Annotated in this window: 16 protein-coding genes; 3 read left to right on the top strand and 13 right to left on the bottom strand. The window is 34.9% G+C overall.

All coding sequences use genetic code 11. The annotated features are described in order from the left end of the window. Window positions 1-92 precede the first annotated feature (92 nt). The 6 genes from Q9Q97_RS09200 to Q9Q97_RS09175 all read right to left on the bottom strand — a co-directional run bounded on the left by Q9Q97_RS09200 (window position 93) and on the right by Q9Q97_RS09175 (window position 8816). Window positions 93-1112: an isoaspartyl peptidase/L-asparaginase family protein gene (locus tag Q9Q97_RS09200; protein WP_306156299.1), complete on the bottom strand. Its 1020-nt coding sequence runs from the start codon at window positions 1110-1112 to the stop codon at window positions 93-95. 93 nt (window positions 1113-1205) lie between these two features. Further along, window positions 1206-2324 (bottom strand): putative glycoside hydrolase, encoded by a 1119-nt coding sequence (locus Q9Q97_RS09195; RefSeq protein WP_306156298.1) that lies wholly within the window; start codon window positions 2322-2324, stop codon window positions 1206-1208. Further along, window positions 2299-3366 carry a carbohydrate-binding family 9-like protein gene (locus Q9Q97_RS09190; RefSeq protein ID WP_306156297.1) on the bottom strand — a complete coding sequence of 356 codons (1068 nt, stop codon included), beginning with the start codon at window positions 3364-3366 and terminating at the stop codon, window positions 2299-2301. Before Q9Q97_RS09190 ends, Q9Q97_RS09195 begins: the two co-directional genes overlap by 26 nt. A gap of 7 nt (window positions 3367-3373) precedes the next feature. Further along, entirely contained in the window at window positions 3374-4339 is a 966-nt protein-coding gene (locus Q9Q97_RS09185) for a glycoside hydrolase family 130 protein (RefSeq protein ID WP_306156296.1), read from the bottom strand. A 336-nt stretch (window positions 4340-4675) separates the two neighbouring features. Then, window positions 4676-6553 carry a sodium:solute symporter family protein gene (locus tag Q9Q97_RS09180; protein WP_306156295.1) on the bottom strand — a complete coding sequence of 626 codons (1878 nt, stop codon included), beginning with the start codon at window positions 6551-6553 and terminating at the stop codon, window positions 4676-4678. A gap of 22 nt (window positions 6554-6575) precedes the next feature. Next, window positions 6576-8816, bottom strand: coding sequence for a GH92 family glycosyl hydrolase (locus Q9Q97_RS09175; RefSeq protein ID WP_306156294.1), 2241 nt, complete (start codon window positions 8814-8816; stop codon window positions 6576-6578). A gap of 130 nt (window positions 8817-8946) precedes the next feature. On the opposite strand from Q9Q97_RS09175, the gene Q9Q97_RS09170 reads away from it, so the two are divergent. Together Q9Q97_RS09170 and Q9Q97_RS09165 are read left to right on the top strand one after the other, a co-directional pair. Continuing rightward, a complete protein-coding gene (locus Q9Q97_RS09170; protein ID WP_306156293.1) occupies window positions 8947-10005 on the top strand; it encodes a sensor histidine kinase in 1059 nt (352 codons plus the stop codon). 71 nt (window positions 10006-10076) lie between these two features. Continuing rightward, window positions 10077-10790 (top strand): LytTR family DNA-binding domain-containing protein, encoded by a 714-nt coding sequence (locus tag Q9Q97_RS09165; RefSeq protein WP_306156292.1) that lies wholly within the window; start codon window positions 10077-10079, stop codon window positions 10788-10790. Window positions 10791-11423: 633 nt separating this feature from the next. Here the strand turns inward: Q9Q97_RS09165 and nagB are convergent. Further along, on the bottom strand, window positions 11424-13337 hold the full coding sequence (gene nagB, locus Q9Q97_RS09160) for a glucosamine-6-phosphate deaminase (protein WP_306156291.1): 1914 nt from the start codon (window positions 13335-13337) through the stop codon (window positions 11424-11426). Window positions 13338-13476: 139 nt separating this feature from the next. Then, entirely contained in the window at window positions 13477-15570 is a 2094-nt protein-coding gene (locus Q9Q97_RS09155) for an alpha-L-fucosidase (protein WP_306156290.1), read from the bottom strand. Between the two features lie 228 nt (window positions 15571-15798). Here Q9Q97_RS09155 and Q9Q97_RS09150 point away from each other — a divergent pair, with 228 nt between their 5' ends. Next, window positions 15799-17166 (top strand): hypothetical protein, encoded by a 1368-nt coding sequence (locus tag Q9Q97_RS09150; protein ID WP_306156289.1) that lies wholly within the window; start codon window positions 15799-15801, stop codon window positions 17164-17166. A 9-nt stretch (window positions 17167-17175) separates the two neighbouring features. On the opposite strand, the gene Q9Q97_RS09145 is transcribed toward Q9Q97_RS09150, so the two are convergent. From Q9Q97_RS09145 to Q9Q97_RS09125, 5 genes are all read right to left on the bottom strand, one after another. Then, complete coding sequence (locus Q9Q97_RS09145) at window positions 17176-17814, bottom strand: Pr6Pr family membrane protein (protein ID WP_306156288.1); 639 nt, start codon at window positions 17812-17814, stop codon at window positions 17176-17178. A gap of 49 nt (window positions 17815-17863) precedes the next feature. After that, window positions 17864-18424 (bottom strand): YdeI family protein, encoded by a 561-nt coding sequence (locus tag Q9Q97_RS09140; protein ID WP_306156287.1) that lies wholly within the window; start codon window positions 18422-18424, stop codon window positions 17864-17866. A 137-nt stretch (window positions 18425-18561) separates the two neighbouring features. Next, on the bottom strand, window positions 18562-19971 hold the full coding sequence (locus tag Q9Q97_RS09135; protein ID WP_306156286.1) for a hypothetical protein: 1410 nt from the start codon (window positions 19969-19971) through the stop codon (window positions 18562-18564). A 201-nt stretch (window positions 19972-20172) separates the two neighbouring features. After that, window positions 20173-21384 carry a DUF4272 domain-containing protein gene (locus Q9Q97_RS09130; protein ID WP_306156285.1) on the bottom strand — a complete coding sequence of 404 codons (1212 nt, stop codon included), beginning with the start codon at window positions 21382-21384 and terminating at the stop codon, window positions 20173-20175. Window positions 21385-21614: 230 nt separating this feature from the next. Further along, entirely contained in the window at window positions 21615-24020 is a 2406-nt protein-coding gene (locus Q9Q97_RS09125) for a sugar-binding domain-containing protein (protein WP_306156284.1), read from the bottom strand. Between the last annotated feature and the right edge of the window lie 64 nt (window positions 24021-24084).

Raw genomic sequence — 24084 nt, 5'->3', positions numbered from 1 at the left:
CTCCGGAACTCTTACGAAAGAGCCTTCGGCTCGAAACATATTGTAGGGATGGATTTTAATCCATCATTTTTGGCAAATTATAAACCTGATAATTATTTCTCCCAAGACATTTTAAATTTCGCGTCTTCCATTCTGTGGCCTTTTACGTCATCAGAAACGGCAAAATTGAAACCAGATCTTAAACTATACCCTGCATATTCACCGTTTTTATTCAAAGCGATAAAACCGACTTGCAGGTATTCCATGTCTTTGTGATTTTTATGTTTGTTGTAAATACGTTCTGTAATTTCTTTACAAGCATCATAAGGAGATTTTCCCTGACGCATTAATTCGACTACCATTGCACTTCCCGCAGTTCTGATCACGGCTTCGCCTAAACCAGTTGCTGCAGCTGCTCCTACTTCGTTGTCCAGGAAAAGACCCGCGCCGATTATTGGGGAGTCACCGACGCGTCCGTGCATTTTCCAAGCTGCACCGCTCGTGGTACATCCACCCGAAAGATTGCCATCCTGGTCTAACATTAGCATGCTTATGGTATCGTGATTTTCTATATTGATAACTGGTTTGTATTTTGAATCTTCCAGCCATTTTTTCCAGTCTTTTTCAGATTCTGGAGTTAAAAGATTTTCTTCTTTAAATCCTTCTGATAAAGCAAATTGCAATGCGCCTTGTCCCGCTAACATTACGTGAGGCGTATTTTGAAGCACTCTTTTGGCAACAGAAATTGGGTGTTTGATTCCTTGAAGAAAACAAACCGAACCGCAATTACTATTATGATCCATAATGCAGGCATCCAAAGTCACTTTTCCTTCGCGGTCTGGATATCCTCCGTAACCCACGCTTCGAACAGTCGGATCTGCTTCAGGTATTTTCATTCCAGCTTCAATTGCGTCTAAAGCTGATTTTCCTTCTTTTAAATTTTTCCAAGATTCTTTGTTGGCAGGAAGACCATGATTCCAAGTCGAAATAATGATCGGTTTCTGCTGTTTTTTCTCTTTTACATCTTCAACTTCATTTTCATGATTTGCAGCAAATCCGCTAACGCCCAAAACAGAACTTACGGCCAAGGTGCCTAAAGCTGTTTTCTTGATAAAATCTCTTCTATTTGACATGTGGTTTTTTGTTTTTGGTTCAACATTAAGAATTCAGTTATTCTTGATGTCGCTAATTTACTTCGTAAAAAATTTTTATCCCAGTAAAATCTTTTATAAGCTTGCTTTTACTGCTTTTATCGTCTTTAAATTACTTTCTGATAAAGCATTTCCGTCAAAAAATGAAACTCCAGTCGCCCCATTTTTCTTAGCTTGAAGAATCGCTTCTTTCAATTCTGCATCCGATTTTAATCCTGGAATATAAATTCCCGTATTTACTTTCGTAGGTTTTCCTTCTAAATCGGCTACACCTTGTTTAGTTGCATAACCAACCCAGTCAATTTCTTCGTCATAGAAACTGTGGTAAATCATCGGATATACTTCGTCAATATTCCATTTGTCCCAACGTTGGCGCACCATATGATCTGCCATTTCTGGATAAGGAAAAACGGCTGCTGTTAATTTTACATTGTGTTTGTGAGCAATTTTATACGCATCGTCAACCACTGCTTTTACAGCATTTAAACGAAAGTTTTTCCACTCCATATCGATTGAAGTGTTGTGACTTTTCTTTGGATTTTTATGATGTTCTTTTTCGAATTTAGAAACACAAGCATCGCAATAACAGAAATCAAATTGCGGTAATTCTACGTCTTGAACTAAATTGTATTTTGGCAACAAACTGATTGGCAAAAAGATATCTGGGAAACGAATGTAATCTAAATGAACGCTTTCGATTCCTTCTACTTTTGCTAAACCTTCAACCAATCCTAAAACGTGGTTTCTAGATTCTTCTTTAGTCGGGCAAAGCCATTGGTAATAATCTACATACGGACGGTTGTCAAAACAAGATTTTCCTTCTTTACTAACTTGGTACCAGTCTGGATGCTGTAATGCAACTGAATCGTTTGGACGATTCATCGCCATAATCCAAGCGTGAACTTTTATACCTTCTTTTTTCGCTAACGGAACCAATCTTCCTAAAAGTTTCGGATCTGTATTGGTATTGATTAAAACTTCATCAATACCGCCGTCTTTGTATTTTTTGAATTCTGTTGTGTAATCTGCATCCGATTTTTTAGGATCAGCAGTTGTCCAGACTCCAAAATTGAATTTTCCGTTTTCTGCTGTTTTAGCATCTTTTTGTCCGCATGAAAATAAACTCAGCGAAAGCGCCAGAACAATAACTTTTGAAATATTCTGTAACTTATTCGTTCGTAATAATTTTACCATCTTCTTTAATTATTAAGGTTTTGTTTGAAAAAGGGCTTTTTACAGCAATATTAAATCCTGATAAATGATTCTCTAATGTCGGTTTTAAAACTTTTCCGTCAACAATTATATTTTTTGTACTGATATCTTTTAGGGATTTAGCCCATGTTTTATTCTTGTCAAAATATCTTTTTTGAGCTCTATACAAAGTGTACAATTCCCATTTTACTTTTTCTTCCTGCGGAATTGTAAATGTATCCTCGCTTTCTTTTGAAGAGAAGTATACATAAGCCCACTTTTCGGGCTCATGCATATTTATGACTCCCATAGGCGACCAAACCCAATTGTATTCTGGGAGAAATTTTCCTTCTTTATCTTTTTTGCGTTCGTATTTTCCGTCTACAATATCGTGCTGCCAATTCACACGCGAGAAATTGACTTTCCAAAATTTATCTTTCGGAACAATATTATCAAAATAAGACGTTTTGTAAACCGACCACGGAATCGCAATTTCCAGCGTCCAGCCTTTATCAATATCCGAAGGATTATTTAAAGTTCCGTGTACTTTCACGGCAGATTTTAATCCGTCGATATTCCAGTCGTTTAGAACCGTGTTTTTTTCACGATAAGGTTTATTTATAAATAAATCCCAAGCCGTGTTTAAAGCATTTATTTCTAATTCATAATAATTGTGCGTATCATTATCTGGATCGATAAAAACCTCAAAATCATTATTATAAAAAATAATAGTATCGCGCTGTTTTAGATTTGCCCAAACATGAGGCTCTTCCATTTTAGCGAGAATATAGTAGTAATTATCGTCCCAGAGCATTTTGACCTGAGTTTTGTATTTTGGAGTTTCAACACCTTCTATGTCGACAAAAGGCGTTGTCCAAGATGCTTTTTCCCAAGCTTTATCTGCTTCATCGCCGTCAATAACAATTTCTTTAGATGTTTTATACGCAATATAACTTTTTGGTGAAACCTCTTTTTCAGATTGCGCATACCCCATCAACGCAACAAAAAATACGGCAAGGGACAATAATTTACTTCTACTATGCATCTTCTTATTATAAACTATTTTCTTTTGTAAACTGAATTACTTCGCTTAATTTTCCGAAAGCAATCGCTACGTGAGTATCTGCTGCACCGTAATAAACCGCTAATTTATCTTCTTCAATACTGTGTAAAGCGGCACAAGGGAAAACTACGTTTGGAACGTCTCCAACCATTTCATACGTTTCTGCAGGTCCTAATAAATAAGGCTGTGTTCTGTATTTTACCTGATCTGGCGAATCAACATCTAAAAGTGCTGAACCCATTGCATAACGGAAACCGTTGCAAGTATTTATAACTCCGTGGTAGATCATTAACCAGCCTTCGTCAGTTAAAATCGGAATTGGTCCTGCTCCTACTTTTGTACATTGCCAAGCACTTTGCTCAAATGGAGACGGTTTCATTACCAATCTGTGTTCTCCCCAATATTTCATGTCTGGACTGTAGCTGATCCAGATATCTCCAAAAGGTGTGTGTCCATTATCACTTGGACGGCTTAACATTGCATATTTTCCGTTGATTTTTTGTGGAAACAAAACTCCATTTCTGTTGAATGGCAAAAAGGCATTTTCGCATTGGAAAAATTCTTTAAAATCGAAAGTATATCCGATTCCGATTGTTGGTCCGTTGTAACCATTACACCAAGTAATCCAGTAACGATCTTCGATCCAAACTACACGCGGATCGTATTTATAAGCAGACTCAATCATTTCTGTGTTTCCAGATTTCATCTCGATTGGTTCGTGGTTGATGTCCCAATTGATTCCGTCTTTACTGAAACCAGCAAAAATGTTCATCTGAACTGCTTTATTATCACATCTAAAAACCCCAGCATAGCCATCTCCAAAAGGCACAACCGCACTATTGAAAATACTGTTTGAAGAAGGAATCGAATATCTGTCGATAATTGGATTCTCAGAATATCTCCACATTACATCTTTACTGTTTTCGGGTCTGTCTTGCCAAGGAATAGTGCTCATTTTTTTATTGTTTATTGTTTGTAGTTTTTTGTTTATTGTTTGTTGTTCGCCAGTTTTGTCATCCTGACGAAGGAAGGATCTCCGCAAGAAGCTCCATCCAGTATTTCGCCAATCTTTGTCGAGCTACTCGCGGTTCTTCGACTCCGCTCAGAATGACAATCTTGCGTACCCATAGTTGAAACTATGGCTATGTTCAATGCTATGTGTTAGAAACTAGTTTCTTTCTTTCTCCTTTTCAAGCAAAAGAAAAATCTATGTTTCTATATGTTTAATTTTTATCTCAATCCAAGAAATCTTGCTTCTTGCATCTATTTTCTATTTTCTATTTTCTAAAATCTACTCCTCTATCTTCCTAACTCTATCCAACCAAGTAAATTTCAATACTGTCGTTGTCACTAAGAAAACTGCCAACGCTACTAGAGCTTTTGGATAATCTCTGATGATAAAATAAATCGGAAGCAAAATCATACTTGACTGCCAAACGATTCCGATGATACAATTCATCATATCTAAATAGAAATCATTATTTTTTTGGAAAGAATGATCTTCTGCTTTTAATTGTTTGTAAACTGGCCCCCAAAATCCCCAAGGTCTTACGTTATGGTAGAACGATTTTAAAACTTCCATATCGGTTGGTTTGCTTAGGTAAGTTCCAAGAAGACAACCTAAAATCGACATTCCGAAGATTAATGGGAATAAGTAAATCGATGGCACTTGCGAAAGATCATGCAAGAAAGTTCCCGCTGCTAAATTTCCTTTGTTCTGATCTAAAACAAACTGAAGAGACGCTGCTATTAATCCGCCGACCATTCCCCAGAAATAACCCCATCCGTTAAAACGCCACCAAATCCATTTTAAGAAGTTCGCTGCAACGTAACCTCCGTACAAAGCACTTGTAATCCAAAGTGTTAGCGAATTGATAGAATCCGCAAAGAATCCCATGAAAACTCCTAAACCAACTACTAAGAAAGATGAAATCTGACTTACTTTAATATAATGCTTGTTTGAAGCAACTGGCTTGAAATATTTTTTATAAATATCATTTACAATATACGCTGGTCCTGCGTTTACGAAAGCTGAGAATCCAGACATGAAAGCGGCTAAAAGTCCAGCCAAAAGAATTCCTTTAATTCCAACTGGGATATAAAGATTAACGACTTTCGGCATTAATAATTCTAAATCTGCACCTGTTAAATTTACGTTTGCATTTAATTCTGGCGCTAAATTCACCAAAGCAATTACTACGATTCCTGTAATCAATAAATATCTCGGAATGAATAAAATCAAGTTGGTAAAACCACTCATATAAGCCGCTTCTTTTACTGATTTTGTAGAAAGAACACGCTGTAAATCGTAACTTGGAGTTGGACCAGCAACACTTGCAAAAAATCCTTTGAACAAAGTCATTCCGATAAATGCGCCAAACATTTTGTAACCTTCCGTATCAATTAATTTATTGAAAGTTTCGAATTTATCGCTCCATTGTGTTTCAAATTCCCATCCGAAGAAAACATTTTTCCATTCTGGCGTAATCACAGAATTGATTTGAATATCAGTATAATTAATGAATGCATAACCTGCGATCAAAACTCCGGCTACAATCATAATAATGTATTGTACAACCTCTGTCGCAACCACGGAAAACATTCCTCCTTTAACCGTGTAAATTGTCGTTAAGAAAATGATTAACAGCGCATAAGCCTGTTCTGATGTTAAGAAAACGGATCCGTTCATGTGAACGGTCAAATCCCAAGGTAAAATAATCGTTACAAATTTTCCGATTCCAACGAAAAAATAAGCAATGAAACCAATAGTCGAAATAATCGCAAAAATCGCTACAATAATATGAGAAGCTTTTCCAGCTTTATCACTTCCAAAACGCGTCAGAATCCACTCAGATCCCGTCATTACTTTCGATCTTCTGATCCAGACTGCGAGGAACATCATCACGAAAATCTGATTCCAAATCGGCCAAAGCCACATAAACATGAAACTTTTTACTCCGTATAAAAACAGAACGCCAATCATCCAGGAAGTTCCCGAAACATCAAACATTCCAGAGCCATTACTTAGCCCTAAAAAATACCATTTGATTGATTTTCCTCCCAAGAAATAATCATCTAAGCCTTTGGATGCTTTTCTTGAAATCCAGATTCCTATACCGACCGAGAGGACGATGTAGATTAAAATGATTGATACGTCGATAATATTCATTAATATATTTATTTTGAGTTAGTTAGTTTAGACCGAAATTTTTGTTTGGCTCTGCTCCCATTACAAAATGAAGCACACCGCCCTTTAGCATTTCTTGATGAGAAATTGCTGTTTTATTGAACGGCTTTCCGTTTAAGGTAGCCGATTGGATATAGAAATTCTGTTTTGAAACATTTTCTGCTTCGATCACAAAAGTTTTTCCGTTTGGAAGATTTAAAGTTGATTTTTCGAAAATCGGACTTCCGATTTCGTATTCACCAGAAGCAGGATTCATTGGATACAATCCCATCGAACTGAACACGTACCAAGCTGACATTTGTCCGCAGTCTTCGTTTCCGCTCAATCCGTTTGCTGTGGTGTTATATTGTGTGTCTAAAATATGACGTACCCAATATTGTGTTCTCCAAGGCTGTTTCGCATGATTGAACATGTACGCAATATGGTGACTCGGCTCGTTTCCGTGCGCATATTGTCCGATCAATCCAGAAATATCAGCAGAAACATTACTTCCTGTGATCTCAGAACTTTCAGTAAACAATTGCTCTAGACGTTTGGTGAAAGTTTCATTTCCTCCGTGAAGTTTGATGAAATTATCTACGTTATGAGGCACAAACCAGCTATGTTGCCAAGCGTTTCCTTCTGTGTAATCTGTATGTTCTCTGTGGTTAGAGTGTTTCGGATCAAAAGGTTCGTTCCAAGATTTTCCGTCTTGAGATTTTCCTCTCATGAAACCAGATTTCGAATCAAATAAATATTCGTAAGCTTTTGAGCGTTTAGAGAAAAGCTCATAATCAGCTTGTTTCCCTAAAGCTTTTGCCATTTGCGCCACGCACCAATCGTCGTAAGCGTATTCTAAAGTAATCGTAACCGATTCGTCTAATAAATTGTACGGAATATAACCGTATTGTTTGTAGAAATTCAATCCGCGTTCGTCTTGCATCATCGTTGCTTTCATCGCTTCATAAGCTTTTTCAGCATTAAAACCTTTTATACCTTTAAAATGAGCATCAGCAATAACGGGGATTGAATGATATCCAGTCATTGTATTGGTTTCATTCGCGTAAAGCGTCCAAACTGGAAGTATTTTTTTTGTTTCGTAATACGCTAACATCGAATTAACTAAATCAGAAACTTTTGTTGGTTCCAAAATCGTCAACAAAGGATTCTCTGCTCTAAACGTATCCCAAAGTGATAAAGTAGAATAAGCGGTAAAATCTTTTGCGGTTACAATTTTATCATCTTCTGTTCTAAACTGACCATTTTTGTCGCTGTAGGTTACAGGCGCCACTTGTGCGTGATACAAAGCCGTATAGAAAATCGTTTTTAAAGAATCCACTGGAGTTTCAACTGTAATTTTGCTTAACGCTTTGTTCCAGTCTGCAGCAGCTTTCGATTTTACTTTTTCAAAATCTTGTTTTTCTGTATCTAAATTCAATTTTGCATTTTCAATACTTACCGAAGAAAGAGCCACTTTTACATCTAACTGATTCGAATTTTTAGAATCAAAGAACAATTGCAAAGCTGTATTTTCTCCTTCAGCATTTCCGCCAGAAACTACTTTTTTATCAGCTGTTAAAATAGATTCTGTAATAGGTTTAGAAAATTTAGCTACAAAAAATACTTTCTGATTTTTTGCCCATCCTGTACTGTAACGGAAACCGCTAATCGTATTTTCATCTTCAATCTTAATAGCCGTTTTGGTCGCTTTGTCCCAATTGATGGCAAAACCTAAATCGACAACTACAGATTGTGTGTCGTTATTATTATAGGTATATTTATGATATGCGGTTCTTTGCGTAGACGTTAATTCTACATTGATTTTAGGATCCTCAAGAAAAACTTGGTAAGAACCCGGTGTTGCTTTTTCGTTAGCATGGCTATATTTTGATTTATACGGAAGGAAATCGCGTGAAGCGGCTTTGGCGGTTAAGTCTAACTTTTTGTTTGTCGGCATAAATAAAATATCTGCCAAATCACCGATTCCTGTTCCGCTTAAGTGTAAATGACTAAATCCAGAAACTATAGAGTCTGAATAATGATAGCCAGAACACCAGTCCCAGCTCGAAATTCCATTATCTGGACTCACTTGCAGCATCCCAAACGGAACTGTTGCGCCAGGATAAGTATGTCCGTGACCGCCAGTACCTATAAAAGGATCTACATAATTTGTTGCAAAACTTTTTCGATCTTTGTTTTTATCTACATTTATTTTGCAACTTGCAGCAAAAATTACCGTTAAAGAAAGCAGAGTAATTTTCTTCATATCAAAACAATATTAATTTAACTTTAAATTTAGATAAATTCAACTTTTACCAAAATATTTTTAGACGGACGACATTTAAACAGCTCTAAACATCAAAAAATAGTAACAAACGACACTTTAAAGACCGCATATGATTTTTAATGCCAACAAACCATACAGCTTACCTATTCGCTATCATGTTTATTTCTGGCTGACGTATTTTGTATTCAATACATTTCGCTGGGGAAGCTATTTTAACGACTACGTTTACTCCTTAAAAACCACTTTACTCGGATTCCCAATTCACATGGCATTGTGTTATCTGAATATTTTGGTTTTAATGCCACATTTGGTCTACAAAAAAAAATATGTCCTATATATTATAAGTGTATTGTCCGCAATTTTTGTCATGGTGGTTCTTAAATTCAATCTGACTTATTTACTGATTACTCATGATGTTTGGCCCGAAGGTCCGCAAACCATCAATACACTTACGCTGAATTATACTATAGATATGATGATGGGCGAATTGTATGTAATGACTTTTGTAACTGCAATAAAAATCACTTTGGATTTTTTAAAAGAACAGAGACGTGTTACAGATCTTGAGAAATCGCAACTAGAAACGGAATTGTTATTTTTGAAGTCGCAGATTTCTCCGCATTTTTTCTTTAACACCTTAAATAATATCTATTCGCTTTCTGTAGAAAAATCTAACAAAACTCCAAAAATCGTTCTGAAACTTTCTGAATTAATGCGTTATATGCTTTATGAAACAAAAGGCAAAAAACAAACTTTAGAAAACGAAATCATGTGCATTCAGAATTATCTGGATTTGGAACGAATTCGCAACGGAGAACGCTTAGAAGTCGATATGTCAATTTCTGGAGATATTCATGACAAGGAAATTTCGCCTGTTTTACTTTTGACTTTCGTCGAAAATGCATTCAAACATGGAGTGAACAAAAACACTGGGAATGTACTAATTGACATTAGATTTAAAGTAAAAGGAGATTACTTACATTTTACAATTTCAAACCCAATGCCCGAATTTACCGTACATAAAGATAATTTTAACAAGTCAAGTGGTATAGGTATCGAAAACGTGAAAAAAAGACTCGAATTGGGATATAATAAAAGTGACTATAAGCTTTCATTTAAAAATAAAAAGAATATTTTTGTCGTTAAACTAGTTATAAAAGTCACATAGCCCCTGCTTTTAGATATAACTAAAATTATACTTACAAGATAACCACACATTGGCCCAAAATAACAGTACAAATGAAAATAAAGTGTTTAATTATCGATGATGAGCCATTGGCAATAAACGTTATTAAAAATTATATTGAGCAGATTGAAGAATTAGAATTGGTAAGCACTTTCAGTAATTCTATTGAAGGCCTTAATTTTTTAAAAAACAATACGATTGATGTAATTTTCTTAGACATCAATATGCCTGTTTTGGACGGTATTAATTTTATTAAAAGCTTAGAAAATCCGCCCTTATTGGTAATTACAAGCGCTTATGACCAATTTGCTATTGAAACTTACGAACTGGACGTATTAGATTATTTGGTAAAGCCAATTGAGTTTCCACGTTTGATGAAAGCAGTAAACAAAATCAGCAAACGTCTAAATGCCAATACCAAAGCACCTATAGAAAACAGTAAAGAAAATCCGTTTATCTTCGTTAAGATTGATAAAAAGAAAATGAAGAAGATTTTCTTGAACGAAATTTTGGTTATTGAAAGTTTAAAAGATTATCTAAAAATAAGCACAACCTCTGGAAAGTTTATCATTCACAGCACTTTATCCGATTTTACAAGTTTATTACCCGAAAGAGATTTTATCAGAATCCACAGATCTTACACCATTGCGATTGACAAAATTGACGCCGTTGAAGGAAATAGTATTGAAATTGAAGGACTTCGTTACGTTATAGGAAGATCTTATATTGACGAAGTGAAACAGAAAATCTTGAATTCTTCGATATAGTAGATTTAACCGCAAAGAGCGCAAAGAATTACGCAAAGGTCGCAAAGTTTATTTTTTAAGCTTTGCGATTTTTTTTTATGGAGAGATAAAAATAAAAAAAAGAGCTGTAAGCTCGATTCATATTGTAGCCCGGGATTTTAATCCCGGGATTGATGGATTCCAATACAAATTAGATCCGTAGGATCGAAGCATTTTTTGTTTTTTATATATGTCGTTCCTACGGAACTAATTCAAAACAAAAATTATCATTTCAACGGATTAAAATCCGTTGCTACAAAATTGTCCATTCCTACGGAATTTTATTGTTTTTTGATATTGAAGTTTTTATAAAAACTTTGCGTCTTTGCGCGATTATATTACAAACGTTAGACGCACTGCAGTGCGTCTCTACAGACAATCTTTGAGAAAAACCTTTGCGCCCTTCTCCCGAAGTTTCGGGACGCTCAGGATGACAAAACTTTAAAAAAATATTTGCGAATCTTTGCGTATCCTTAGCGCTCTCTGCGGTAAAACCATTCACAGTAAAAAAAAAAAAAAAATGCGGCCAACCACGACCGCATTTTACTCAATTATAGGTAACTAACCAAAATAAACCATGAAATAGTCTATTATCTTCATTGCTGCAAAAAATCACTAAAAGTGATATCTTTTAAACGCTTCTATAGCCGAATAATCTGCTAAACCTAAGCTGTGGTATTTTTCTGCAGTCAATCTATTTCTGTCTTCAACTCGCACCCAAAACTCCCTGCTGTCATCACCTTGAAACATAACGCCGTCTTTTTGAGACTGGTGATAAAAAATAGCATGTCGTTTCTTCATAACCTGGTCAGGACTCATTGGTACTGCCATGTCAATTTGGTACGATTCCCATTCATGCCAAGCGCCTCGATACAGCCAAACCCAACAATCATTCATAAAGCTTTTGTGTTTTAATCTTTTCAAAGCTTCAAACAAACTGTCTAAACACACTTTATGAGTTCCGTGCGGATCTGCTAAATCTCCAGCGGCATAAATTTGATGCGGTTTTATTCTTTCAATGATATCGCACATAATCTCGATATCTGCATCCGAAAGATTATTCTTTTTAACCGTTCCTGTTTCGTAAAACGGAAGATCTAAAAAGTTAACATTTGAATCTGGCAAGCCAATGTAACGTGTTGCACCAAAAGATTCGCTTCTTCTAATTAATCCTTTCAATTTTCTAACCTCAGGCGAATCAATTTCTGTCCCCGTTCTGTTTTTAAGAAAATCGATAATTTCCTGAGAAACTTCAGAATTCGGATTCAATGCTTTAGAAATTTCTGCAAACTTCAAAGCTTCTTCATTAGAAACGGCAATATTTCCAGAAGTCTGATACGCCACATGAACCTCATGTCCTTGTTCGACCAAACGGTCAAAAGTTCCTCCCATCGAAATCACATCATCATCTGGGTGCGGGCTGAAAATAATGATCCTCTTTCTCTCCGGCGTGGAACGCTCCGGTCGATAAGTATCATCTGCGTTGGGTTTTCCGCCCGGCCAGCCAGTGATTGTCTGTTGCATTTTATTAAACATCTTAATGTTCAAATCGTATGCAGTTCCTTCTTCCGTCAAAAGACTCGACATTCCGTTGTCGTTATAATCTTTGTCTGTCAGTTTTAAAAATGGTTTCTTAGTCAGCTCACTTAACCAAGCCACCGCTTTCAATTTTAATTCATCTGTCCAAACACAAGATTTCACCAGCCAAGGTGTTTTTACTCGTGTCAATTCAGACGAAGCTTCCGTATCCAGAACAAATGTTGTGTTGTTGTGCTCTTGTAAATACGTCGCTGGAACTTGCGAAGAAACCTGTCCTTCGATTGTCTTTTTTATAATTCCTGCTTTACTGATTCCCCAACCAAGTAAAACTATTCTTTTTGCATTCCTAACGGTTCCAATTCCCATTGTAATGGCTTTTCTCGGAACATTATCAATTCCTAAAAAAGAAGAAGCCGCATCGACACGGGTTATATGATCCAAAGTAATACTTCTCGTTCCCGAATTAACGTGAGAACCTGGTTCATTAAATCCGATATGTCCTGTTCTGCCGATTCCGAGAAGCTGAAAATCCAATCCGCCGTACGACTTGATTTTCATTTCGTAATCGATGCAATATTGCTGTAATTCCTCGGCACTCACCTGCCCGTCTGGAATATTTATATTTTTTGGAAGAATATTGACGTGATTGAACAAATGCTCGTGCATAAAATGATAATAACTCTGAATATCATTTTTATCCATCGGATAATATTCATCTAAGTTGAAAGTCACTACGTTTTCAAAACTCAGTCCTTCTTCTTTGTGCATTCTTACCAATTCTTCGTAAACCTTAATTGGCGAAGAACCTGTAGCCAAACCTAAAACACAAGGTTCGTTCAGTTCATTTTTTCTCTGAATTAAATTGGCAATTTCCTGCGCTACAAGTAAAGAAGCTTCTTGCGAAGATTCGAAAATAACATTGTGAATTTTCTCGTAACGAGTTTCTTCAAATTTCCCTGCTTCTCTAAAACCTATATCTTCTTTAATCATTTGCCTTGCCATTTAATTTCTAAGATAAAAGTAGAATTAAATTATTCGTTCGTCTTAAAAATTCGACTAATAACGGCTGCGCTTCGGCAAAAGACAAAATAAGAATGCTAAGCTATTTCTAAAGTTTCCGAAAAAGCTTTTATTCGACAACTCCAATTTCAGAAATCGAAACACTTTGTGATTTTCCAACGCCAGCTGTAGCGACAAACTTTAAAAACCTTGCTTTAACTGCAGTAAAACTCTTAATTTGTTCAATTGGATTATGTTTGATATTAGAGAACTCCCCTTCTGATTGTTTGTCCCAATAAAAACTGTCAACACTCGTATACAATTCATAATTGGAGATCAGATTCAAGTTGTTGCCAACCTGTTGCGGCGTATACGTAAAACCTTTAATGCTTACCAATTCTCCCATGTCAATCACAACACTTTGAGGCAATTTATTTTCATCATTTCCAAATCCCCAATCTGTATTTGGATTTCCGTCGATAATGCGTTCAGCAGATGTATTGTCGCCACTCGAAACAGAAATTACTTTCCATTTTTCTTTAGAAACCCCATATTTAGCTGTTTTTACTGCACTATTGATTTTCTCTTTTGTGTTTCTAGCAATCGCTTTTATTTCTACTGCTTTATTATATACGAATGGAGCTTTATACAGAATGCTTTTTTCCGAAGGATTTTTTCCGTCAAGCGAATAATAAACAGCAGCTCCATCTTCCGATTTAATCGTAACCAAACCATTTTTATCGCGAAGAATTTGAGGTTCCCTAACGAAGGTCGGAGCATTATAGGCTTCGATCGTACTGATTACAAATCCAGCTTTCGCATCTAAAACATTAATTCGAATAGCCGAAGCTGTAACACGATCCAAACGTAGAATTCTTTTGTAGCCAATTGTAGTTTCATTGGCAATCGTTTTCCAATTTCCATCAATTTTGGCTTCAACAGAAAAAGATTTAACTCTCTGTCCTAGCTTAATATATTCCTGAAGTAAAATTCTATTGATAGCAGTTGGCTTTTTAAACGTAAATTCAATTGTGGCTTCTTTTACTTTTTCGTCAGTTGCCCAATACGTGTTTTTATTTCCGTCAATAACATTTTGAGGGCCAAAATTAGAATCGGCTCCTTTTGTATTTGAAGCTTGAACTTGTGTATCTGCCAATAATTCTGTTTTGAAATCGGCTTTAATTGTAGCAACTAATTCTTTCAATCTCGCTTCATCATTTTCATGAACCAAACCACGTTGATCAACTGGAAGATTCAATAACAAAGTTGCATTTCGACCAATCGATTCGTAATAAATATCGACCATTTCGTCAAGCGAACGCACTTTATCATCTTCAACGGAGTGATAAAACCATCCTGGTCTGATCGAAACATCGGCTTCTCCTGGAACCCATTTTTCACCGTCTTCATGACCCGACATAAATTCGGTATAATGCACTTTTCCAGCCAATTCATCTTTCTGACGCAATAATGACCAATTGGTTTTTCCCGCTCTACCCTCTTCATTTCCAATCCATCTCGCTTCAGACGGACCAACGCCCCAAACCAACGTTTTTGGCGCTATGTCATAAATTAATTTATAGGTCTCCTCCCAGTTGTAATAAGTTAACGAATTGATCTTTCTCATTTCATTGGCTCCACCGTAGTAGCCATCGCCACCATTTGCGCCATCAAACCACATTTCGAAAACATCTCCATAATTCGTCAATAATTCTTTTAGCTGATTTCTGAAATACGTGATATACTCGGGTTTTCCGTATTGCGGATGATTTCTGTCCCAAGGCGAAAGATATAATCCTAATTTTAAATCGTATTCTTTACAAGCAGCGGCTAATTCTTTTACCAAATCGCCTTTTCCATTTTCCCAAGGCGAATTTTTAACTGAACGTTCTGTATACGCCGAAGGCCATAAACAGAAACCGTCATGATGTTTGGCAACCAAAATAATTCCTTTCATTCCCGACTCTTTCACAATGCGAGCCCACTGTCGAACATCTAATTGTGACGGATTAAAAAGTTCTGGCGATTCGTCTCCGTAACCCCATTCTTTATTGGTAAAAGTATTTAATGAAAAATGCACAAAAGCATAAAATTCCATTTCCTGCCAATCGATTTGTTTCTGTGTCGGAAGCGGTCCAAAAGGTTTTGGAGCATTTGGTAATTCTTGTCCGAAACTGCTTGTGAAAGCGCCAAAAAGACAAAGCGAAAGGAAAATATTTTTCATTAGGGTTTTGGTTTTAATATATTCTAAACTATAAATGTACTAGAATTAAGGATTTTGATTTAAAGAATTTCGACCAATGACTATTTTAGAAGAGTTTTGGTTAAAAAACCAAATTTATAATAACATTCTTATATTTTTATCTTTTTCTCCACAATGATTTTATTAAATTTGATTTCGTTTTACAAAAGCAATTGTAAAAAAATATTCTTTTAATTTATCTAGACTTTAATGAAATTCCAAATTTTAATTTTCCTCTTTTTTGTACAATCTTCATTATCATTTGCGCAAAAAGCGACATTCAATATAAAGTATTCTGAGCAATTGGCCGTTTTTGTTTTTATACAGAATCTTTCTGAAAACTATCCCGAAAATGTTTTCAAAACCGAATTTCATAAGTCGAAATATAATACAGAAGAATTTCAAAAATTAGTGTCAGAATTTGACAAACTCGCTATCGATTACAGTTATAAATTTGATGGATTTCCTGAAGACTCAAAAAAACCAATGCAGTCTAAAGATTTTTTAAGAAAAAATCTCATTGAAACTGAGAATTTAAAAGATTTCAAAATGCGTTCAATTGGAATTGTAACGAACAAGACTTTAAATGATCTAACCAGAATTATTTCTGCATTTACTCCAATTTATAATGAATTGATTTACAATCCGAACAAAGAGAAGTTTGAAAAGCAAATTGTCGAAATTACTAAATATGCAAATGAAAACAATATTCAGGATTACTTTACAATAGGTTTACTATTCTACAATTCGAGTTGGGACACGTCAATTCCGTTCGAAATTGCTTTTTATCCGCTTCCCAATTCTAAAGGCTTTACAGCTCAATCTTTTGAAAATAATTTTATCAGCGCCATTCAAACTGACTTAACAAATTACAAAGATCTTTTTAGTGTAATGCTACACGAAACGTATCATATTATTTATAATGAACAATCTCTCGAGGTTAAAACTGAAATCTCAAATGCTTTTAAAGAAAATAAGTCCAAATACAGCAATTATGCTTATCAGCTGTTAAATGAAGTGCTCGCGACCGCATTGGGAAATGGGTATGTTTACGGAAAGCTTAATGGTAAAATAGATGAAAAAGATTGGTACTATCAAAAGTATATCAATCTGATGTCTAAGGAAATTTATCCAATGGTAAATGAATATATCGCTCAGAAAAAACCTATCGATAAAAGTTTCATTGACCGCTACATTGCGATTTATGAGCAGAAATTTCCTGATTGGATAAACGAATTAGATAATGTAATGAGTTACAGATATGTCATTTCTGAAAATGAAGATGATTTTAACGTTATTCAAAAAAAATTCCGTTTTCGCTCTAGAACCGAATATGAAACGGAAATTTCAAAAAGTTCTATTGAAAAAATGCAAGAAACAGCATTAACAAAAATGATAATTGTTTCAAAGAATAATAGTGAAAACTTAAAATTGATTAAAAAAAGTTTTAAAGAACTAAAAAACTGGAAGTTTGATTCGGAAAAAGAATTTAACTATAAAATTTTATTAGACGATAAAAGCCAGCTGTTCATTATAAACCAAAAGAAATCAACATTAGAATCTGTAATTAATTTATAATGGCTAATTCTAAACTTCTTTTCTTAGCCTTGAAATAGAAATTAAAATCACTGACAAAACCACAAAAGCAATTAAAACGAATAATCCATTTACGAGAGCAGTTTTAAAGCCCAATTTAGTTGCGTCAATAAACGGATACGGGTAAAAATTGGTCGTAATTCCGTGAAACAAAGTATAAATAATATAGAGAATAGGATAAACGAGCCATCCCAAAATAACCTTAAAAGAGATTCTTTGTGGACTCACAAAAAATAGCCAATACGAGAAAAATAAAACTGGCACTACCGAATGAAATATTTCGCTTACAATAAGATGATGTCCCTTTAAATCGACGATGTGACGAAGAAGCAAATTAAAAACCATTCCGACAATTAGAATATAAACGGTTACGGCTGTAATTGTGGTGCATTTTTTGAAAAACGCATTAAGCTTGCATCTGCCTCCAAATAATAAAAAAGCGGTGCAAAAGAAAACAATTGTATTTGTTGTAATTGTAAAAAAACTGAAAAAACGCACGGCTGCACTAAAAAAGGTAAAACCAGGTCCTTTTAATAATAAATAAAATTGTACGGGTAAAGCATATAATTCGAGGGCAAAAATAATACCCAACAAAATCTCTCCTTTTATAATGGTATTTTCTTTTTCCATATTATACTATAAGTCAAACCACTAATATAAGGAATTTTATTGGATTTTACTACATCACTCGTTTATGCTTTTCGCTTTCCACAATAGTTTTTTCCAGTCTTGACAATTGTGTTTTTTCCTGTTTGGCACTCATAATCCAATGAATCATAACTTTCTTGTAGGATGGTGCTTGTTTCTCAAAAAACTCCCAAGCTATTTTGTTGCTTTTAAATTCCTTTTCGTAAGCTTCTAAAAGCGGTATAGGTTCTTTCTTTTCGTGCGAATATATTTTTGATTTATTTTCTGATAGAAAACTAAAAGCTTTTAAACCTGCATCTGTCATTAAACCTGCTTTAGTCAAATCTTCCATTTTTTGAACATTAATGGCACTCCAAATACTAGAAGGCCTTCTCGGAGTAAAACGAATGCTGTAGCTTTCATCATTAATCGATCTGCGAACGCCGTCTATCCAGCCAAAACAAAGCGCTTGATCTACAGATTCTGACCAACTCATTGAGGGCTTTTTGCTTGAAACTTTATAGAAACCAACTAAAAGTTCTTTTTCTTTTTGATGGTTCTTTTCTAGCCATTTTCTAAAATCTTTTTGATCTGCAAAAAAAGTCGGTGTCATTTTGTTTAAAATTTTAATCTCGCAAAGTCGCGGAGACGCAAAGTTTAAAATTAAAAAAATTAAACCATATAAGTCATGTAAGTTTAATTAAGCCAAAAACTTAAAATTCTTATATAACTTATATGGTTCAAAAAATATTAATCTCCGCCACCGCAACCTCCACAGGAACTTCCGCATGAGGAGCCACAGGAACTTCCAGAACTCCCACAAGAAGAACCGCAGGAACCTGAATCGGTTGAACTCGAAAAGTTGAAATAATCACCAGAAGAAGTAGATGACGGTGAAGCATAATTCACTAACGGAATAAAGGCTGCAGAAAGCACTGCAGTTCCGTAGAGAAAATAATCCCATTCCCAATCTCGCATACTCTCGCCTCTGCTTAATACTTTTTCTTTAATCGAAGAAGGAATAATATCTACAAAAATTAGATTTAATAACTGATTTAAATAGTAAAATACAATGAAAATTAAAGGCACGAGAGCGACCAGCAAAAATATAACTGGTTTGTCTCTCCAAAGCCCAGAAAAAAGTCTGCTAAAACCAATAGTTAAAAGTGCTCCCAAAGTAATCATTACTGTAATCATCACATTCGTGAATGGTTTCGATGCGATAATTCTATCCTTTATTCTATAAGTTGCTTTTTGAAGCTGTTCAAAAATAGGTTTCTGTCTCACATTCCAGCACAGTTGCTTGTACGGCATGGGCTCAAACTCTTTCATAATTTCGACAACACAGTTTTCATATGGATTATCGCCCAAACTTTCGTCGATTAATTCCAGTCTTTTGTTCTCTAAAATCTTTACCTTATTCCGTTCAATCAATTTATTGACGACGCCGTGAATTACCGCATCTAAATTATTATCTCTAAAGTAAATAAGTTCAAAGACAGTAAGATTTTTTATAATTGCATTCGATTCTAATTCGGCATATAAAGCATTGAATTTATTTCGAACATAATCTTTCAACAATAAAAATACTGCAACAAAAAGTAACAAATAACCAATTATGAAATGAGGATTCTGAATTTTTATTAAAAGAAAATAAATTATCAGACAAACAGGAAAAGATCCTATCAAAGTATATTTAAAGAAGTTTTTTCTCAGTTTCTTGACATCAAATTTACTTCTTTGCAGTTGTAGAGAATCAAATTCATTGTTATAATGCCAAACTTCTGCGGGCTGTTTTCCAAAATTGATTTCGTAAAGTGCCGCAGTTCGTTCTTTAGCCGTTTGAAATTTCTCAAACTCAGACTTATTATGCGTTGACGGAATATGCTCGATTCTTTTTCCCAATAAATTGCAGAAATCAGAATAGGAATTGGTAAAAATTAAATGCTGATGCCAGACAATATCCACTATTTCAGATGGCGAGACCATTTCGTTGTTTGTGGCTGCTAAAAACATGAACTTTTTATACTCCAATATAGCACTTTGAGTAAAATATAATGTCCATTGATTTTCTAATGCTAATCGTGTCGAAAATCCGTATTCATCATTCGGATTATCAAAACTAAATACTACAACTTTTTCCCAAAGTGTTTTATCCATAAAACCGTTTATGATTTAGTATTTCTAGGTCGTGAAGTGAATTATTTAACACGACTAATCTTTAGCTAAAATAACATTATTTCTATCACAAAAAACATATTCACAAAAATTAAACCATATAAGTCATGTAAGTTTAATTAAGCCAAAAACTTAAAAATTCTTATATAACTTATATGGTTCAAAAAAAATCACAGCTTATGTTTAAGTGTCGCAGGTAACATTATCCCAATCTTGATCCATGTAATGAATTAGCCAATTGAGCGCATATTGCCTTTCGTACACAATTCCTGGATTAATGTTTTCTATTTGTCTTCCATTAATTCTTTCGTCTACACAAGCCCAATTATATCTGTAATACAAATCGGCAGCGTCTAAAATTTCTTTTTTAGAACGAACTTCATGAACTGCGTTTATAAATTCAAAAGGATTTTTGTCTTGTCCGACAGGATAATTTTCCGAACTAATATTTCCAAGATCACAGAACTCATTCGGAAAATCTATTGCATCTACTTTTTTCAAAGCCCACATCAAGGTCCAAATACCTTCACATTTCCAAGTTTCGTACATTTTTTTGTCTTCCGTTGGGTTTGCTAGAAATTCCTTTTCACCTTCAGTTACAGATTCCCAAAGTTTATATTCCTGCAAATAATCAACCGCTTCTTCAGAAGAAATACTATTGAAAGCAACTAAATTCGTCACAGCCAAAACGCTTACTCTTTCGGCAATTTCCTTTGCTGATCGAATTGTAGTTTCTCTTTCCGATTCAATGCAAGGCAAATGTTTGTTGATTTTTATATTTTCGCTTTCCAGAATTGCTTCGTTTTTTGCTTTTCTTTCTATTTGATCTTCATCTAAATCCGTTTGATCGTTATCAAAATATTCCGAATTGATATTAACTTTTAAATCCTCTATTTCACATTTTCCGTCTGTATCAATAATCAGATTTAAATCTTTATCCAGAAAATGCTGCGTTTCAGATTTGCTAATAATAGTTTTTGGCTGAACAAATAGAACAGCGTCAAATTCCTTTGCCAAATCAGCGATAATGGTATTTAATTCCTTTAATTCTCCTTTATCTTCTCGAATCGAAAATTCTGAATTCAGCGTTTGTATTTTATGAAGAAATAATCCTTTTACCTTTTCATTTTCAGTCGGTAACGAATCTACAAATCCATACAGACCTTTTAAATTGGCAGTTAATTCAGAATCATCTATTTGTGGAATTTGATAAGAAGGAACAGCTCTTTCTCTGTAAAATAATGTTATTTTCTTTGACGGACTTAAGATTCCGCCTTTTACTTCAAATTCTAGATTTTCACCATTAGTAGAAAAAACGCCATTAGGAACATGAGAAAGAAATATTTGCTTGATTTTTTCCAGTCCTAAATGATGCGAATAAATTGTACAAATCATTTTTCGGCTTTTAAATATTATAAAGCTAATATAGGTTTAATTCTACAAACAACACAAAAAATACTTCAAAGCATATTATGAAAAATCTCGCAAAGGCGCGAAGGCGCAAAGATTATACAAAAAAGAAAACCATATAAGTCATTTAAGATCATAAAGGCAAAACTTAAAATTACTTATATAACTTATATGGTTCAAAAAGCTTAGCGACTTCGCGCCTTTGCGAGATTTTTTTAATTTACTTTTATTGTAATTTCTGAAGACGACAATCCATTGGCAGAAGCTTTCAAACGAATACTCTCTTTCTTCCCATTCGACTGAATAATCGCAATACATTTTCCGTTAAACAACTTACAAGAATTCGCTTTAAACGATTCCAAATTGGCTTGATAACCATTATCAACCCCAACTAATTTTCCTCCACCAGTAACTTCAAAATTGATTAAGTCCATGGCATTTGGCAAAAGGTTTCCATCTTTATCGGCTAAAGAAACTGTCACATAAACCAAATCGTAAGTATCATTTTTGATAGAAGTTTTATTTGCCTTTAAATCAATTTTAACAGCTTCACCAGCGGTATGAATTTCTTTTTCTAAAACTACTTTTCCATTCTTTCTGGAAACCGCTTTTAGCGTTCCAGGTTCGAACTTCACATTCCACGAAATATGCAAATCATCATTTTGTTTGGCTTTTTTGCCGAGAGATTTTCCGTTTAAGAAAAGCTCCACTTCATCTGCATTATTATAATACGCCCAAACAGCAACTTCCTGATCTTTTTTCCAGTTCCAATGCGGAAAAATATACAGAACGTCTTTCTTTGACCATTCGCTTTGGTACATATAATACACATCTTTTGGAAGTCCGGCCAAATCTACAATTCCGAAATACGAACTTCTTGCCGGAAACGGGTACGGATCTGGTTCTCCGATATAATCGAATCCTGTCCAGATAAAAGTTCCCGCCATAAAATCTTGACTTTTGATTGTTTTCCAGTTTTCTTCGTGCGTTGCTCCCCAATACGATTTCACCTGATCGTACGCCGAAACCGTCCAGTCAGCATTTCCGTCAAACGGAGCGCCGTGTTTGGTCGGCCAAGCTTTTATTCCGTCAGGAAAATCATAATGTCCACGCGTTTCCAAAGCCGAAACACTTTCTGAAGCTAGTATTTTTTGCCCTTTAAATTTCGTGGGGAAATCTTTATAATCTTCGTGTTTATAATTGAAACCTAATAAATCTAAAGCGCCCGACTGGTAAATAAAATTTTTCTCGATTACATTCTCCGTCAAAGCGGAAGTTACGGGACGCGTTGTATCCAGATTTTTTACGATTTTTGCTAATTCACGAGTAATCGCAATTCCAGTCGAATCAAACTGTTCACGGATTTCATTACCAATACTCCACATCATTACAGACGGATGATTTCGATCTCTTTTAATAAAATCTTCCAAATCCTGTTTGTGCCAAGCATCCCAGTCTTTGTGGTAATCGTTGGTTACTTTTTTCTTTTTCCAAACATCAAAAGCTTCGTCCTGAACGATGAATCCCATTTCGTCGCACAATTGCATCATTTCCAAAGAATGCGGATTATGAGACATTCTGATGGCGTTTGCACCCATTTCTTTCATCAACGTCAACTTTCTGCGAACGGCATGAATATTTTCAACCGCACCCAAAGCGCCATTGTCGTGATGCAGACAAACTCCATAAATTTTAGTCGGAACACCATTCAATGAAAATCCTTTTTCTGAATCGAAATTGAAAAATCTAAATCCAAGTGGTGTTACGTAATTATCAACTAGTATAGATTTCTCGTAGATTTTAGTGACAACTTTATACAAATAGGGATTTTCAGTATTCCATAGTTGCGGTTTTAGAACATCCAGATTATGCACTTTAGTTTCAAATGTTTTAGCCTCAATTTTCTCTATCGAAATTTTATTAGCCACTTCCTTATTCTTAGCATCTAAAATAGAAGTCACCAATGTAAATTCTCTAGCGGTATCATTATCATTATCAATTGTAACTTCTAAATGCACTTTTGATTTGTTTGTTGAAACTTCAGGCGTAGTTACAAAAGTTCCCCACTTCCCAACATGCAGTTTTTCGCTAGCCACCAATCTCACATTTCTGTAAATCCCAGAACCTGTGTACCATCTTGAATTGGGTTGCGCATCATTATCAACTTTAACAGCGATAATATTGGCTTGTCCATAATTCAAATAAAGAGACAAATCATATCCAAAAGAGATATATCCATTTGGACGCATTCCTAATGATTTACCATTTATAAACACTTCGCTATTCTTAAAAACTCCATCAAATTCAATCGAAATTGTTTTGCTTTTCCAACTTGCAGGAATAGTAAAAGTCTTGCGATACCAGCCTTTTCCAGCAGGTAAAAAACCTTGCGCTTGTTTAGTTTTAGCATCTTTATCAAAAGCTCCTTCAATACTCCAATCATGTGGCAATTGAAGCGTTCTCCAATCTGATGCATTGTAGTTTGCGTTTATCGCTTCTGGATGATCTCCTAATTTGAAGTTCCAGTTTTTATTGAAGTCTTCTACAATTCTGGCTTGTTTTTGAGCCATTATTGATGCTGAAAGCAAAACTGTAAATGCAAGTAAAATTTTCTTAACCATATTTTTATTTTTTCTCTCGCAAAGTTTTTTTTGAAACCATATAAGTGATATAAGTTTATTTTAG

Origin of the sequence: Flavobacterium sp. DG2-3, from assembly GCF_030730925.1 — a bacterium.
GTDB lineage: Bacteria > Bacteroidota > Bacteroidia > Flavobacteriales > Flavobacteriaceae > Flavobacterium.
Note: the sequence above shows the minus strand (reverse complement) of the source record. Positions and strands in the feature narration are given on the sequence as shown.

Coding starts and splice junctions, on each gene's coding strand:
- Q9Q97_RS09180 (WP_306156295.1), bottom strand. CDS start 6,553: ATGAATATTATCGACGTATCAATCATTTTAATCTACATCGTCCTCTCG.
- Q9Q97_RS09175 (WP_306156294.1), bottom strand. CDS start 8,816: ATGAAGAAAATTACTCTGCTTTCTTTAACGGTAATTTTTGCTGCAAGT.
- Q9Q97_RS09190 (WP_306156297.1), bottom strand. CDS start 3,366: ATGCATAGTAGAAGTAAATTATTGTCCCTTGCCGTATTTTTTGTTGCG.
- Q9Q97_RS09150 (WP_306156289.1), top strand. CDS start 15,799: ATGAAATTCCAAATTTTAATTTTCCTCTTTTTTGTACAATCTTCATTA.
- Q9Q97_RS09145 (WP_306156288.1), bottom strand. CDS start 17,814: ATGGAAAAAGAAAATACCATTATAAAAGGAGAGATTTTGTTGGGTATT.
- Q9Q97_RS09200 (WP_306156299.1), bottom strand. CDS start 1,112: ATGTCAAATAGAAGAGATTTTATCAAGAAAACAGCTTTAGGCACCTTG.
- Q9Q97_RS09125 (WP_306156284.1), bottom strand. CDS start 24,020: ATGGTTAAGAAAATTTTACTTGCATTTACAGTTTTGCTTTCAGCATCA.
- Q9Q97_RS09195 (WP_306156298.1), bottom strand. CDS start 2,324: ATGGTAAAATTATTACGAACGAATAAGTTACAGAATATTTCAAAAGTT.
- Q9Q97_RS09165 (WP_306156292.1), top strand. CDS start 10,077: ATGAAAATAAAGTGTTTAATTATCGATGATGAGCCATTGGCAATAAAC.
- Q9Q97_RS09135 (WP_306156286.1), bottom strand. CDS start 19,971: ATGGATAAAACACTTTGGGAAAAAGTTGTAGTATTTAGTTTTGATAAT.
- Q9Q97_RS09130 (WP_306156285.1), bottom strand. CDS start 21,384: ATGATTTGTACAATTTATTCGCATCATTTAGGACTGGAAAAAATCAAG.
- Q9Q97_RS09185 (WP_306156296.1), bottom strand. CDS start 4,339: ATGAGCACTATTCCTTGGCAAGACAGACCCGAAAACAGTAAAGATGTA.
- nagB (WP_306156291.1), bottom strand. CDS start 13,337: ATGATTAAAGAAGATATAGGTTTTAGAGAAGCAGGGAAATTTGAAGAA.
- Q9Q97_RS09155 (WP_306156290.1), bottom strand. CDS start 15,570: ATGAAAAATATTTTCCTTTCGCTTTGTCTTTTTGGCGCTTTCACAAGC.
- Q9Q97_RS09170 (WP_306156293.1), top strand. CDS start 8,947: ATGATTTTTAATGCCAACAAACCATACAGCTTACCTATTCGCTATCAT.
- Q9Q97_RS09140 (WP_306156287.1), bottom strand. CDS start 18,424: ATGACACCGACTTTTTTTGCAGATCAAAAAGATTTTAGAAAATGGCTA.